Raw genomic sequence first — 13,795 nt, forward strand, 5'->3', positions numbered from 1 at the left:
GTCGTCGCTCCAGCGGACACGGTGGTTGAACTCGACTAGGGTTCGCGGGGTGAAAGCCTTGCGTCGGTTCACTGTCCGAGCCCACCTTCCGGAGCGCCTTGCAGCGCTCGGCCCTTTGTCCACCAACTTGCGTTGGTCCTGGCACCCCGAGACTCAGGATCTGTTCTCGCGCCTGGACCCCGAACTCTGGCAAGCAGTTCAGTTCGATCCGGTTCGAATGCTCGGTGAGGTCGACCCGTCGCGCTTGGACGAATTGAGCAGCGACGAGGCGTTCCTCGCTGACCTCGACACGGCAGCAGCCGATCTCGCGGGCTATCTGAGCACCCCGCGCTGGTACCAGTCGCAGCAGGCGAAGGGGGTGTCGCTGGCTGGTGGAATTGCGTACTTCTCCATGGAATTCGGAGTCAGCGAAGTCCTGCCGAACTACTCGGGTGGCCTGGGAATTCTGGCCGGTGACCATCTCAAGGCCGCGTCGGATCTGGGACTGCCGTTGATCGGCGTCGGACTGCTCTACCGGTCCGGGTATTTCCGCCAGTCTCTGACAGCCGACGGGTGGCAAGCCGAGCACTACCCGCCCCACGATCCGCAGGGGTTGCCTCTGCGTTTGCTGACGGACGCCGGGCCGTCGTCCGACGACGGATCGCCGGTAGTCATCCACGTTGCGATGCCAGGAGGACGAGTCCTTCGCTCGCGGGTGTGGATCGCGCAGGTCGGCCGGGTGCCGCTGCTTCTTCTCGATTCGGACATTGCTGAGAACGACGCGGACCTGAGGGGCGTCACCGATCGCCTGTACGGCGGCGATCAGGATCATCGCATCAAGCAGGAGATCCTCGCCGGTATCGGCGGCGTCCGCGCGGTGCGGGCCTACACCGCGGCGTACGGATTGCCCGATCCCGAGGTGTTCCACATGAACGAGGGCCACGCCGGTTTCCTCGGCATCGAACGGATTCGGGAACTTGTCACCACCAAAGACCTCGACTTCGATTCGGCACTGGCTGCCGTCCGCGCCGGAACCGTCTTCACGACGCACACCCCGGTGCCCGCCGGAATCGACCGCTTCCCGGCTGATCTGGTTCGTCACTACTTCGGCGGTTCCAACGGCGAGAACGAATCGACGCTTCTTCCCGGACTGACTGTCGATCGCATTGTCGGGATGGGCCGCGAGTCCGACCCGTCGATCTTCAACATGGCGCACATGGGCCTTCGGCTCGGCCAGCGTGCCAACGGTGTGTCGAAGCTGCACGGCATTGTCAGTCGCGACATGTTCAACGGCCTCTGGCCGGGGTTCGACGCCGACGAGGTGCCGATCGGCTCGGTCACCAACGGTGTCCACGCCCCCACCTGGGCAGCACCGGAATGGATGAATGTCGCCCGCCGGATCGTCGGCCAGGATCAGCTAGAGGAAGCGCGCGGCTGGGAGCGCCTGCACGAGTTGTCCGCCACCGAACTCTGGGAAACACGCAATGCGTTGCGCGGCAAGCTCGTCGACGAGGTGCGTCGACGGGTGAAGGCGTCGTGGCTCGAGCGCGGCGCCACCGAAGCCGAACTGGGTTGGACTGCGGGAGTTTTCGACCCCAATGTATTGACTGTCGGTTTTGCGCGGCGGGTTCCGACGTACAAGCGACTGACACTGATGCTGCGCGACCCCGATCGACTGCGCGCGATGCTGCTCGACGAGAAGCGTCCGGTGCAGTTGGTGGTGGCCGGTAAGTCCCATCCCGCCGACGACGGCGGTAAGGCGCTCATCCAGCAGGTCGTGCGATTCGCCGACGAGGCGGACGTGCGTCACCGCATCGTCTTCCTGCCGGATTACGACATGTCGATGGCCCGGTACCTGTACTGGGGTTGCGATGTGTGGCTGAACAATCCGCTGCGACCGCTCGAGGCGTGCGGAACCTCCGGAATGAAGTCGGCTCTCAACGGCGGACTCAACCTGTCCATCCGCGACGGATGGTGGGACGAGATGTACGACGGCGAGAACGGGTGGGCCATCCCGACGGCCGACGGTGTTCTCGACGACGTTCGTCGTGACGATCTCGAAGCGAGCGCGCTCTACGAATTGCTCGAGCATGCGGTGCTGCCCACGTTCTACGACCGCGACGCTGCCGATCTGCCGACGCGGTGGGTCGAGAAGGTTCGCCACACTCTCGAGCATCTCGGTCCGAAGGTGTTGGCGTCACGCATGGTTCGTGACTACGCGGTGCAGTACTACGCTCCCTCGGCAGAATCTGCTCGCGCGGTGGTAGCCGACAGTTACGCCGGCGCGCGTGAGGTTGCAGAGTTCCGTCGACGCATCGAATCGCAGTGGCCGTCCGTGAGCGTCGTGCAGGTAGACGGTTCCGGGTTGCCGGACACCCCGGAAATCGGTGCGACTCTCTCGCTGAAGGCGCAGATTCGTCTCGGGGATCTGTCGGTGCCGGACGTCGAGGTGCAGGCCGTCATCGGACGCGTCACTCCCGGTGAGGAACTGACCGATGTCGTCACTTTCCCGATGACGCATTTCGGTTCGGAGGACGGCGTCGAGGTCTTCGAAGCTGAAGTGGCGCTACCGGTTTCGGGATCGGTCGGCTACACGGTTCGAGTTCTCCCGCATCACCGTCTGCTGGTGAATGCCTCAGAACTGGGATTGGTGACCACACCCCTCGCGTAAGACCCACTTCTGCCCCGGACCATGTCGAGAAGGTCCGGGGGCAGAAGTGCGTCAGGGCCGCGAATCGCGGATACGGGTCAGTGCCTTGCGGACGACCTCAGGCTTGGTCGTCTCCCAGAACGGTGGCAACGACGCCCGCAGGTATCCGGCATACCGAGCCGTTGCGAGGCGTGGATCCAGGACGGCCACAACACCTTTGTCGTCGACGCTGCGCAGTAGTCTGCCCACGCCTTGGGCGAGGAGCAGCGCAGCGTGGTTAGCCGAGACGCTGAGGAAACCGTTTCCGCCGTGTGCCTCGATGGCCTGTTGGCGAGCCATCAGCAGCGGATCGTCCGGCCGCGGAAACGGAATGCGGTCCAGGATAACCAGTGACAGCGACGGACCGGGAACGTCGACGCCCTGCCAGAGGGACAGTGTCCCGAACAGTGATGTGGCTTCGTCCTTGGCAAAAGCTTTGACGAGGGTACCGGTGGCGTCGTCGCCTTGGCACAGGATCGGGGTGTCGAGGCGATCACGCATGGCTTCGGATGCGGCTTTGGCCGCGCGCATCGACGAGAACAGCCCGAGGGTGCGCCCACCGGCCGCTTCGACGAGTTCGGCGATTTCGTCGAGGTAGACCGGGGACAAGCCGTCGCGGCCCGGTGTCGGGAGGTGGCGGGCGATGTAGATGATTCCGGCTTTGGCATGGTCGAACGGTGATCCGACGTCGACCGAGTTCCAACGGAATGCGTTGGCATCGGAGGGCGCTTCGCTTCCGATCGCAGTGCCGGAATCGGGGCGCACCGACGACTGCGCCGGCAGTCCCCAGTTGATCGCCAGACCGTCGAAGGAACCGCCGACGGTGAGGGTTGCGGAAGTCAGCACGACTGTCGATTCCGCGAACAGGCGTGAGCGCAGCAGACCGCCGACGGACAGCGGTGCCATCCGGACGGAACGGCGGACCGACCCACGGAACTCGTCGGAGGAGAGCCAGACGACGTCTTTACGCTGGGCGGGATCTGGTTCGTCGAAAGCGGTGAGCACTCGTACGGCGCTGTCGTGAATGTCTTCTACCGAGGAGAGTGCCGCGTTGCGGGCTGCTGCGGCTTCGGGATCAGCTGCCGTCATGCCGGACTTGGCCGGGCCGATAGCCGTGCGCAAGGCCCACGCGGCATCGCGGATGGCTGCGAGCGCGGGGGCTGCGCCGTCCGGGAGCCCGTCCCAGCGTCCGGGGCGAAGTTCTTCGAGGAGCCCGGCCCAACCTTCGCCTGCGGCTTCGAGACGATCGGCGTCCTGTTCTTCGACGATCTTGCCGCAGCGACGGGCCGCCGCGCTGATGGCGGCCGCCGTGAGTTCGTCCGTCGCGACCCCGGTGACGCGGTCGACCAGTTCGTGGGCTTCGTCGATGACCACGACGTCGTGCTCGGGCAGGATCTGGATTCCCGTGATGGCATCGATCGCGAGCAGGGCGTGGTTGGTGACCACGACGTCCGCCTTCGAGGCCTCGACGCGGGCGCGTTCGGCAAAGCAGTCCTCACCGACCGGGCACTGGTTCTTCCCGAGGCACTCGCGCGACGTCACACTGACCTGCCGCCACGCCTGATCGGACACACCTGGCACCAGTTCGTCGCGGTCGCCGGTGTCGGTGTCCGACGACCACTCGGTCAATCGCACCACTTCGCGGCCCAAGCGCGAGACCGTGAACGGATCGAACAGTTCATCCTCCGGCGGCTGCTCGGAGGCACCGGTATGAATCTTGTTCATGCACAGGTAGTTGTTGCGGCCCTTGAGGATTGCGAATTCTGCACGGCGTCCGAGTGGCTTCTTCAGTGCATCGGCCAGGCGGGGCAGGTCGCGATCGACCAACTGCCTCTGCAGCGCGATGGTGGCCGTCGACACGACGACGGTGCGACCGGACTCGACAGCATGACGCAAGCTCGGCACCAGGTAGGCCAGCGACTTACCCGTACCGGTGCCGGCCTGGACGGCAAGATGCTCGCCGGTATCTATCGAATGCGCTACCGCCGACGCCATCGTGAGCTGGCTGGTCCGCTCGGCACCGCCCAGCGCCTGCACCGCCGTGCGAAGCAGTTCGGGGACATTCGGAAGTTCATCGGCCACTGAAGCAGGTTAGTGGATACCTACGTCAGAAATATCGACGCCACTCGAAGGCGCATGCTCGTCACGGCCGCTGAGCTGCACTCCGTGCTCGCGCATCTGCGTCAAAGCCGCTTCGATCGTGGCGGTTGCCACACCTGCGGTGAGGGGAAGGAGGACGGTGGTGGCAAAGCCGGCACGGACAGCGTCGAGTGCTGTGGCCTTCACACAGTGATCGGTGGCGATGCCGATGACGTCGACCTCGGTGATGCCGTGAGCGCGCAACCACTGCTCGAGAGTTGTGCCGTCCTCGGAAAACCCTTCGAACCCGGAGTACGCGGCGCTGTACGCACCTTTGGAAAACACGGCAGAACCGGCGATCGTTGCATCGAATGCCGGGTGGAAGTCGGCGCCGGAGGTTCCCACCACACAGTGCACCGGCCAGGTGTCGACGTAATCAGGGTTCTCGGAGAAGTGAGCGCCCGGATCGATGTGGAAATCGCGGGTGGCTGCGACGGCGTCGTACTCGTGGGAATCGACGAAGGTGTTGATTGCGGCAGCTACGGCAGCGCCGCCGTCGACGGCGAGGGCGCCGCCTTCACAGAAATCGTTCTGGACGTCCACCACGATCAATGCCCGTGCAGTCATCGCTGACCTCCACCGACAAGCTGTCCTCCACCGACAAATCGGACCGGGACGGCGGAATCGCCGCGGGAGAGCTTCAAGCCTTCCCACGGGAGGCTGACCAGTCCGGCTTTCACGACTGCTCGGCTTTCTTCCAACGTCGGGATGCCGTCGACGGTCTTGCCGCCGCGTACCAGAGGAATCATCAGTTCGGTCGCGCCGTCCGCGGCAGTGAACGGCGAGGGTGCGTCGGCGGGATAGATCACTTCCTCGACCAGTGTTCCGGTCGGGCGCGCGATGCGCAGTGCCTTCTTTGCTCCGCCGCGCGACGCCTTGTTGGTACTGCGCTTCTCGACGGGAATTCCGTCCACCTCGACAAGTTTGTAGACCATGCCTGCTGTCGGCGCGCCGGAGCCGATGACGAGGGATGTGCCGACGCCGTAGGTATCGACGGGTTCGGCGCGCAGTGCGGCGATTGCGTATTCATCGAGATCGCCGGAGACGACGATGCGGGTCTTGGTGGCGCCGAGGTCGTCGAGTTGCCGACGGACCTGGCGGGTGATCACCCCGAGGTCGCCGGAGTCGATGCGCACTCCACCGAGCTCGGTTCCGGCTACGGCGATAGCGGTTTTCACGCCTTCGGTGATGTCGTAGGTGTCGACCAGCAACGTGGTCGAGACGCCGAGTACGTCGACCTGCGCGCGGAAGGCCGCAGCTTCGTCCGTTCCGTTGTCGGTGGTGTGCAGGAGGGTGAACGCGTGGGCGCTGGTTCCCGCGCCGGGAACCTCGTGGCGGCGGACGGCTTCGAGGTTGGAGGTGGCGTCGAATCCTGCGAGGTACGCGGCGCGGGACGACGCGACGGCGGCTTGCTCATGGGTCCGGCGTGACCCCATCTCGATGAGCCGTCGACCGTCGGCCGCGCTGACCATACGGGCCGCGGCCGATGCAATCGCGCTGTCGTGGTTGAGGATCGAGAGGGCCAACGTCTCGAGCAATACGCATTCGGCGAACGAACCGCGGACGGAGAGGATCGGTGAGCCGGGGAAGTAGAAGTCGCCTTCGCGGTAGCCGTCGATATCGCCGGAGAATCGGTAGTTGCGCAGCCAGTCGACGGTGGTGTCGTCCAGGAACTTCGAGACGATCGCCAGTTCAGGTTCTCCGAAACGGAAGTGCTCGAGAGCGTCGAGCAGTCGCTCGGTACCGGCGACGATTCCGTAACGCCTGCCGTCGGGGAGTCTGCGAGCGAATACTTCGAAACTGCAGGTACGGAAAGCAGATCCGTCGGCAAGCGCGGCAGAGAGCATGGTGAGCTCGTACTGATCGGTGAGCAGAGCGGTACTCGCGGCGGCGTCACGGGTGTCGGAGATTTGCGTAGGCACGCACACAACTCTAGGCGGGAGACCACGAGGGTGGGTGTTGTCGCCTCGGATCGCGCCGTACCCTGGAGACATGGTTTTCGGCTCTGCGACTGTTTCCACAACTGCCTCTGCGCCGCGCGCGGTTCCGGAGCAGTCCGAGGCTGTTGCAATCATCGAAGCTGTTGACCGGCCTTGGGTGACGATCGTCTGGGATGATCCGGTCAATCTGATGCACTACGTGACCTACGTGTTCCAGAAGTTGTTCGGCTACAGCAAGGCCAAGGCCACCGACTTGATGATGAAGGTTCATTCGGAGGGCAAGGCCGTCGTGTCCAGCGGTTCGCGCGACAAGATGGAAGCCGATGTTCGGCGTCTGCACGCGGCGGGACTGTGGGCCACGATGCAGCGCGACGACACGTAAGACTCGCTCACCTTCGACAAGTTCGAATCGATCACAAGAGGGGAGTCCGACGCGTGCGGACGTGGATCAAGAAGAACTCGCTTTCCGGAGTGAAGTTCAAATCCGAGATGGACGCTCATGAGGTGACCGTCCTGAGTTCGCTCGTCGAGTCGGTGATCGGGCTGCTGGAAGATCGTGAGTCCGGCGCACCGCAGGACGAGTTGGCGGCGCTCACCGGTCTTCGAACCGGTAATTCGGAGGCGCCGGACAATCCGGTTCTGGCGCGGCTGCTTCCCGATTTTCAGCGGACCGATCCCAGCAAGGTGTCCCCGGATTCCGATGATCTCGACGACGCCGGCGCCAATGTCAACGGTGCGCTGCGGAGTTTGCACGAACCCGAGATCATCGACGCGAAGAAGGCGTCGGGCAGGGTGTTGCTGGCTTCCCTTCCCGCGGACGGCGGCAAGATCCTCCTGACCCAGGAGCAGGCCGACGCGTGGCTGTCCGCGCTCAACGACGTTCGTCTGGCGCTCGGCACCAATCTCGGTATCGACGCAGACACTCCGGAAAGTTTGGATCCGGACGATCCGCGAGCACCGCATCTTGATGTCTATCACTGGTTGACGTGGATGCAGGATTCGCTCGTTCAGGCGCTCATGCCGTGATCACCACGGCGCCAGGCCCCACGGATTCGTTGACCGACATCGCCGGTGTGACTGTCGGTCATCATCATCGGCTCGACGACGACGCTGCCATGGGGTCGGGGGCGGCGACGGGATGCACGGTGGTTCTGGCTCCGGCGGGAGTTGTTGCGGGAGTTGATGTTCGGGGCGGCGGTCCGGGTACCCGCGAAACCGATCTCCTGGATCCGAGCCATTCGGTTCAGCAGGTCAATGCCGTGCTCTTGAGCGGCGGTAGTGCCTACGGCCTCGCCGCGGCCGACGGTGTCATGCGGTGGCTGGAGGAACACGGCCACGGAATCGCGATGGGCCTGCCTGGCCAGGTGGTGCCGATCGTGCCGGGCGCCGTGATCTTCGATCTACCGGTCGGGGACTGGAAGATTCGGCCTGACGCCGATTTCGGATATCTGGCAGCAGAATCCGCGTCGCGTGCATGTGCGACCGGAACCGTGGGCGCCGGTGTCGGTGCCCGGGCCGGTGGGATCAAAGGCGGTGTCGGAACTGCCAGCGTCGTGATCACCGACGGACCGGCCAAGGGAACGACGGTGTCGGCCCTGATGGTGGCAAACCCGGTCGGCTCGGTCTTCGATCCACGTACCGGTCTGCCGTGGGGCGTCGGGTCCGAGGGGGAGGCGTCCTTCGGGATCGGCATGCCGATCCCGTGCGAGCTCGACGCAGCCAACGCGATCGGCGCCAAAGGGACGGTGCTCAACACCACTATCGGCGTCGTCGCTACCGACGCGGCCCTGACCAAAGCCGGGTGCCGACGTGTTGCGGTTGCCGGTCACGACGGTTTGGCCCGGGCTATCCGTCCTGCGCATTCACCGTTGGACGGCGACACGATCTTTGCGCTCGCCACCGGAACGCACACGCCGGAATCGGTGATCGACGTCCCGGCGGCGTTCCCCGCGGATCTGCCGATCCTCGACGCTGTGTGTGCGGCTGCCGCCCAGGTGGTGGAACGGGCAATCGTCAAAGCGATTCTGGACGCGACATCGGTGGCGGGAATCCCGAGTTACCGAGACCTGTTCCCGTCTGCGTTCCTCTAGATCCCGACCGGCGCCGGTAACCTCGAAGTAGACACATCTACTGTGAGGACGCACGCGATGACGATGGATTTCAACAGTCCGGATTTCGGTTCACGGGCACCGGTTCCCGCGCCGAAACCTCCGTCGGTGTGGAAGCAGTCCGCGGTGCTGATCGGCGGATTTGTTCTGGCGCTGTACGTGATCGAGATCGTCGATGTCATTTCCGGTCAGCGGGTCCAGAACGCCGGAGTTTCACCGCGAACGCTGGACGGTTTGTGGGGCATCCTTTTTGCGCCCGTACTGCACGACGACTGGGCACATTTGATCGCGAACACCATTCCCGTGCTGATACTCGGCTATCTCGTTCTGGTGTCCGGCATCTCGAGGGGGTTGGCCGCGACCGGAATCATCTGGGTGATCGGTGGGGTCGGAACGTGGCTTGTTGCCGGAGCGAATTCCAATCATGTCGGGGCGTCGGTGTTGATTTTCGGGTGGGTGACCTATCTGTTGACGCGTGGATTCTTCACTCGGAGTTTCGGCCAGATCCTGATCGGTGTTGTTGTCTTCGTGATCTACGGCGGCGTCCTGTGGGGCGTGCTGCCCAGTACACCGCAAGTGTCGTGGCAGGGGCATTTGTTCGGTGCGGTCGGCGGCGTCGTGGCGGCCTGGGCACTTTCCTCCGGCGATCGAGCGAACCGCGCTGCGGCCACAACACCCTCCCGACCTGCAACTTTCTGACCGGACGTGGGTCACACCCGACAACCGGTGTGACTTCGACTCGCCAAAACGACCGGGAGCTTTTTTGTTGATGGGTCGACGTGGCAGCATGACCTTATGCGCATGACCGTCCTGGGGTGTTCCGGCAGCGTCTCGGGGCCGGATTCACCGGCTTCGGGCTACCTGCTCACAGCGCCGGGTACTCCGCCGCTCGTCATAGATTTCGGTCCCGGAGTGCTCGGGGCACTGCAGCGGTACGCGGACCCCGGGGACGCGACGATTCTGCTCTCGCACCTACATGCCGATCACTGCCTCGACATGCCGAGCCTGCTCGTGTGGCGTCGCTATCATCCGAACCGCCCCGAGGGGCGAGCACTGGTGTACGGCCCGAGCGATACGGCCTGCCGGATCGGAACGTCGTCCGCCGAATGCGCCGGCGAGATGGACGATATTTCCGACACGATCGATCTGAAGTTGTGGTCGGAGAACGAGCCCGTCGCCTTCGGTGAACTAACCGTCGTGGCGAGTCGCATGAACCATCCGCCGGAGGCTTACGGATTCCGGATCACCGACGCCGGCGGCCGGATTCTCGTCTACACCGGCGACACCGGGATGTGTGACAACGTCGTCGAACTTGCTCGTGGCGCCGACGTCCTCCTGTCCGAGGCGTCGTGGACGGACAGTCCGGACCGGCCGGAAGGGATACACCTGTCCGGCAAGGAAGCCGGCCGGATCGCGACGTTGGCCGGTGTGAAGGAATTGCTCCTCACACACATCCCGCCGTGGACGTCCCGTGAGGACGTCATCGCCGAAGCGAAATCCGAGTTCGCAGGACCGGTTCACGCTGTGTCCGCGGGAAGCGTCTACGACATCTGACGTGTTGCCTGAGGCGGGACGCTAGGCTCACGAAGGTGACTACACGAGAAGACGGCAGGGCGGACGACGAACTTCGCCCGATCAAGATCACCCGCGGGTTCACCAGCCATCCGGCCGGCTCGGTTCTGGTCGAGTTCGGTAACACCCGGGTGATGTGCACAGCCAGCGTCGAAGAAGGTGTTCCGCGGTGGCGCAAGGGTTCCGGGCTCGGTTGGCTCACCGCTGAATACGCGATGCTCCCCGCAGCGACGCACACCCGCAGTGGACGTGAATCCGTCAAAGGCAAGGTCGGTGGCCGCACGCAGGAAATCAGCCGGCTCATCGGTCGTTCCCTACGGGCCTGCATCGACCTCGCTGCCATCGGTGAGAACACCATTGCTCTGGACTGCGATGTCCTGCAGGCCGACGGTGGCACCCGTACCGCCGCCGTCACGGGGGCGTACGTAGCTCTCGTCGACGCGGTGACGTATCTGAGAGCAGCCGATCTGTTGAGTGACCCGCAGCCCATCTCGTGCGGCATCGCGGCCGTCAGCGTCGGTGTCGTGGACGGACGCGTGCGCCTCGATCTGCCGTACGAAGAGGATTCGCGCGCCGAGGTCGACATGAACGTCGTCGCCACCGATACCGGCACCTTGGTGGAAATCCAGGGCACCGGCGAGGGCGCCACGTTCCCGCGCTCGACCCTGGACAAGCTTCTCGACTCGGCGCTCGCGGGCTGTGAGCAGCTGTTCGAGATCCAGCGTCAGGCTCTGGCGGAGCCGTATCCGGGTGTGTTGCCCGAACCCAAGAACCCGGAACCCAAGAAGAAGTTCGGTGCCTGAGCTGTGAGCGTACGAGTATTGGTAGCAAGCAGAAACGCCAAGAAGCTGAAGGAACTCCATCGCGTTCTCGACGCAGCCGGTGTGAGCGGAATCGAATTGGTCGGGCTCGACGAGGTGCCGCCGTTTCCGGAAGCGCCGGAGACCGGTGCGACATTCGAAGAGAATGCGCTCGCCAAGGCCCGTGACGGCGCCGCGGCCACCGGAATGCCCTGCATCGCAGACGATTCCGGGGTCGAGATCGATGCCCTCAACGGCATGCCCGGCGTGCTGTCCGCTCGCTGGTCCGGCACCCACGGAAATGACGCCGCGAATACCGCGCTGGTCCTCGCTCAGTTGGGTGACGTACCTGACGAGCGGCGCGGCGCAGCCTTCGTCTCGGCGTGCGCACTGGTGATTCCCGGCGGCGACGAGACCGTGGTGCGCGGCGAATGGCGCGGCGTCATCGGCCGGGAACCGGCCGGTGACGGCGGATTCGGCTACGACCCGATCTTCCGCCCCGACGGTGACACCCGCTCGGCAGCGGAGTTGACGCCGGCCGAGAAGGACGCGGCCTCGCATCGGGGGAGAGCTCTCGTGCAGTTGGTCCCCGCGCTGGCGGCCCTGGCCGGCTGATCGCACACACAACAAAGGCCCTGAACGTCAATGACGTTCAGGGCCTTTGTTTTACGTGAAATCAGAGGTTGTAGTCGCTCTTGACCTGGATAGTCCGCTTGTGCTCGAAGACGAACGACAGGAACGGAATGGTGCCGGCAAGTGCCGTGGCAACCGTCGTACCAGGCTTCCACCGCGCCTTGATCGCCAAGTCGACCGTGAACACCAGGTACAGCATGTAGAACAACCCGTGAATCTGGCCGATGTAGAACAGCCACGACGGAGCGTCCGCCGAGTTCTCCAGGATCAGGTACTTGTAGACCATCTCACCGGTCAGGAACAGCAGCCACAAGCCGGTGATCCACGCCAGAACGCGGTAACGAACAAGCGCCGAAGCAACTTTCTTCTGCTTCTCGGCCTGCGCCTTGGTGGCCTTGTCTGAGGTGGTAGCGGTACTCGCTTCCGGGCCGGTACTCACGTGGTGCTCCTATCGGGCTCGCGAGCGGCGAGCTGCGCAAGGTAGTCGTTGTATTCGAGCATTTGGCGTGCCTCAGGGTCATCGGCATCAAAATCCGCGTCGCCGAACTGTGCCCGGGGGCGCTGCGGCAGAAGATCGGCCGGAATCTCACGCGGCTCGGCCGCGGCTTCCTCGGCTTCGACCTCATCCGGGTCGGCATCTTCGAGCTGAACGAACTTGCGATATGCGTACACCACAAATCCCGCGAACAGTGGCCACTGCAATGCGTAGCCGAGATTCTGCCCGCTGCCGCCCACAGCTTCGAAGCGCTCCCACTGCCACCAACCGAGCGACAAGCAGACCGCTGCTGACACAAGAACCAGCAGGATCAGCGCAGGTCGGCTTTTTGTAGGCTTCTTCGACACACTACGACGGTACCGCAGAGCAATAGTGCCGCGCCCTGCGATCTCCGACACGGTGTCGTAGCAACAGGAAGTAACAAACAAAGCCCCACCGAAACTATCTCGGTGGGGCTCTGCGTTGTGTGCGCGAGGGGGGACTTGAACCCCCACGTCCTGAGACACTGGAACCTAAATCCAGCGCGTCTGCCAATTCCGCCACTCGCGCGCGGAATTCACAGGATACGCGATTGCCGCCCCCGCTATCGACACCGCCCTCACATGGCTGGAACCGGCACCGATTTCGCCGGTCGTCGGGGTTGCTCGGCTGTGCGTTGGTACCGCCAGGCCGCGTGCGTGAGAGTTGTTGCGGGGACGGATAATTCTGCAGCTACCGCACCTAGAAGTGACGTTGCTTCCGCGGTGCCGAGCAGTTCGGTACTCCCGACTGCCTCGGTGGCAAAGCGAGTCAGTAATTCAATCGAGTCGGAGGTGAGTGTGCCGGACAGGAACAGCAGCATGTCGAATGTGCGCGCGCCGAATCCCGGAACCGACATGATTGCCGCTCGATGCGCGTCGGTGTCGCTGATATCTGCGCAGCCGGTACATCCGAGCGCAACAAGTGCTGCTGCGCCCAGTGCGGCGGCCTCTGCTTTGGTGGAGTAGTTTCCCGGCACGCGCTGACGGTTGCCGAGAATGCCTGCCAGTTCGTCGCCGCGCTCGGCGAAGTCCGCCAGCGCGGAAAGGTTGTCGAGTGGTGCGTCGGACGTGCGGTGGCTCCGCCACCGCGTGATGACGGCTCGCACACCCGTCGTGGGCGTTCCGTACGCGGCGCGTGCTGAGAAGGTTGCGTCGAGAATGGCGGCTTCGGCTTCCTGCGCCCACCCGTCTGTCCAGTGCGGCCACGCGGACTGCGGCAGTTCGCGCGCGATGAAGTCGATGACGATTTTTGTGCTGTCGGTACCCATGATTTCTCCCCCCGAGAAAGTTGTCCGATCGGACGCGCTGACCCTAGCTGCGGAGTCCGACAGGTTTCGGGGTGAAAGGCACGCGAGGGCCCAACCGTCAAGAGGGTAACGATTTGGTAACGATAAATATGAGGGGTTCCTCAGGTTTGTG

The 13,795-nt window shown here is 64.1% G+C and carries 14 protein-coding genes and 1 tRNA gene; 8 read left to right on the forward strand and 7 right to left on the reverse strand.

Annotation, left to right across the window (positions count from 1 at the left end; translation table 11 throughout):
• Positions 1 to 49: 49 nt before the first annotated feature.
• Entirely contained in the window at positions 50 to 2,650 is a 2,601-nt protein-coding gene (gene glgP, locus FFI94_RS09665; RefSeq protein WP_138872770.1) for an alpha-glucan family phosphorylase, read from the forward strand.
• 51 nt (positions 2,651 to 2,701) lie between these two features.
• Here glgP and FFI94_RS09670 read toward each other — a convergent pair whose 3' ends face one another.
• Genes FFI94_RS09670 through FFI94_RS09680 form a run of 3 tightly spaced genes read right to left on the reverse strand, consistent with a single transcriptional unit; the run spans position 2,702 to position 6,729 of the window.
• Positions 2,702 to 4,750, reverse strand: coding sequence for an ATP-dependent DNA helicase (locus FFI94_RS09670; protein WP_138872771.1), 2,049 nt, complete (start codon positions 4,748 to 4,750; stop codon positions 2,702 to 2,704).
• Between the two features lie 9 nt (positions 4,751 to 4,759).
• Complete coding sequence (locus tag FFI94_RS09675; protein ID WP_138872772.1) at positions 4,760 to 5,374, reverse strand: isochorismatase family protein; 615 nt, start codon at positions 5,372 to 5,374, stop codon at positions 4,760 to 4,762.
• Positions 5,371 to 6,729: a nicotinate phosphoribosyltransferase gene (locus tag FFI94_RS09680; protein ID WP_260683971.1), complete on the reverse strand. Its 1,359-nt coding sequence runs from the start codon at positions 6,727 to 6,729 to the stop codon at positions 5,371 to 5,373. The genes FFI94_RS09675 and FFI94_RS09680 overlap by 4 nt, the downstream gene beginning before the upstream one ends.
• A gap of 70 nt (positions 6,730 to 6,799) precedes the next feature.
• Between FFI94_RS09680 and clpS the strand changes: the two genes are divergently transcribed.
• The 7 genes from clpS to rdgB all read left to right on the forward strand — a co-directional run bounded on the left by clpS (position 6,800) and on the right by rdgB (position 11,842).
• A complete protein-coding gene (gene clpS, locus FFI94_RS09685) occupies positions 6,800 to 7,129 on the forward strand; it encodes an ATP-dependent Clp protease adapter ClpS (RefSeq protein ID WP_033232727.1) in 330 nt (109 codons plus the stop codon).
• A 53-nt stretch (positions 7,130 to 7,182) separates the two neighbouring features.
• Positions 7,183 to 7,773, forward strand: coding sequence for a DUF2017 domain-containing protein (locus tag FFI94_RS09690; RefSeq protein ID WP_138872774.1), 591 nt, complete (start codon positions 7,183 to 7,185; stop codon positions 7,771 to 7,773).
• Positions 7,770 to 8,837: a P1 family peptidase gene (locus FFI94_RS09695; protein WP_138873697.1), complete on the forward strand. Its 1,068-nt coding sequence runs from the start codon at positions 7,770 to 7,772 to the stop codon at positions 8,835 to 8,837. The genes FFI94_RS09690 and FFI94_RS09695 overlap by 4 nt, the downstream gene beginning before the upstream one ends.
• Positions 8,838 to 8,894: 57 nt before the next feature.
• Entirely contained in the window at positions 8,895 to 9,554 is a 660-nt protein-coding gene (locus tag FFI94_RS09700; protein ID WP_138872775.1) for a rhomboid family intramembrane serine protease, read from the forward strand.
• A 96-nt stretch (positions 9,555 to 9,650) separates the two neighbouring features.
• Entirely contained in the window at positions 9,651 to 10,409 is a 759-nt protein-coding gene (locus FFI94_RS09705) for a cyclic nucleotide-degrading phosphodiesterase (protein ID WP_138872776.1), read from the forward strand.
• Between the two features lie 35 nt (positions 10,410 to 10,444).
• Positions 10,445 to 11,230, forward strand: a complete 786-nt coding sequence (gene rph, locus FFI94_RS09710) for a ribonuclease PH (protein WP_138872777.1) — start codon at positions 10,445 to 10,447, stop codon at positions 11,228 to 11,230.
• Between the two features lie 3 nt (positions 11,231 to 11,233).
• Positions 11,234 to 11,842: an RdgB/HAM1 family non-canonical purine NTP pyrophosphatase gene (rdgB, locus tag FFI94_RS09715; RefSeq protein WP_138872778.1), complete on the forward strand. Its 609-nt coding sequence runs from the start codon at positions 11,234 to 11,236 to the stop codon at positions 11,840 to 11,842.
• 61 nt (positions 11,843 to 11,903) lie between these two features.
• Here the strand turns inward: rdgB and FFI94_RS09720 are convergent, their stop codons facing one another.
• The 4 genes from FFI94_RS09720 to FFI94_RS09735 form a co-directional block, all read right to left on the reverse strand.
• Positions 11,904 to 12,299 carry a DUF3817 domain-containing protein gene (locus FFI94_RS09720; protein ID WP_138872779.1) on the reverse strand — a complete coding sequence of 132 codons (396 nt, stop codon included), beginning with the start codon at positions 12,297 to 12,299 and terminating at the stop codon, positions 11,904 to 11,906.
• On the reverse strand, positions 12,296 to 12,703 hold the full coding sequence (locus FFI94_RS09725; protein WP_185993168.1) for a transcriptional regulator: 408 nt from the start codon (positions 12,701 to 12,703) through the stop codon (positions 12,296 to 12,298). The genes FFI94_RS09720 and FFI94_RS09725 overlap by 4 nt, the downstream gene beginning before the upstream one ends.
• A gap of 120 nt (positions 12,704 to 12,823) precedes the next feature.
• Positions 12,824 to 12,905: transfer RNA gene (locus FFI94_RS09730), tRNA-Leu, on the reverse strand.
• A gap of 49 nt (positions 12,906 to 12,954) precedes the next feature.
• Positions 12,955 to 13,644, reverse strand: coding sequence for a hypothetical protein (locus FFI94_RS09735; protein ID WP_138872780.1), 690 nt, complete (start codon positions 13,642 to 13,644; stop codon positions 12,955 to 12,957).
• Between the last annotated feature and the right edge of the window lie 151 nt (positions 13,645 to 13,795).

The sequence above is a fragment of the Rhodococcus sp. KBS0724 genome, from assembly GCF_005938745.2.
Lineage (GTDB): Bacteria > Actinomycetota > Actinomycetes > Mycobacteriales > Mycobacteriaceae > Rhodococcus_F.

Coding starts and splice junctions, on each gene's coding strand:
- FFI94_RS09705 (WP_138872776.1), top strand. CDS start 9,651: ATGCGCATGACCGTCCTGGGGTGTTCCGGCAGCGTCTCGGGGCCGGAT.
- FFI94_RS09735 (WP_138872780.1), bottom strand. CDS start 13,644: ATGGGTACCGACAGCACAAAAATCGTCATCGACTTCATCGCGCGCGAA.
- FFI94_RS09675 (WP_138872772.1), bottom strand. CDS start 5,374: ATGACTGCACGGGCATTGATCGTGGTGGACGTCCAGAACGATTTCTGT.
- FFI94_RS09700 (WP_138872775.1), top strand. CDS start 8,895: ATGACGATGGATTTCAACAGTCCGGATTTCGGTTCACGGGCACCGGTT.
- clpS (WP_033232727.1), top strand. CDS start 6,800: ATGGTTTTCGGCTCTGCGACTGTTTCCACAACTGCCTCTGCGCCGCGC.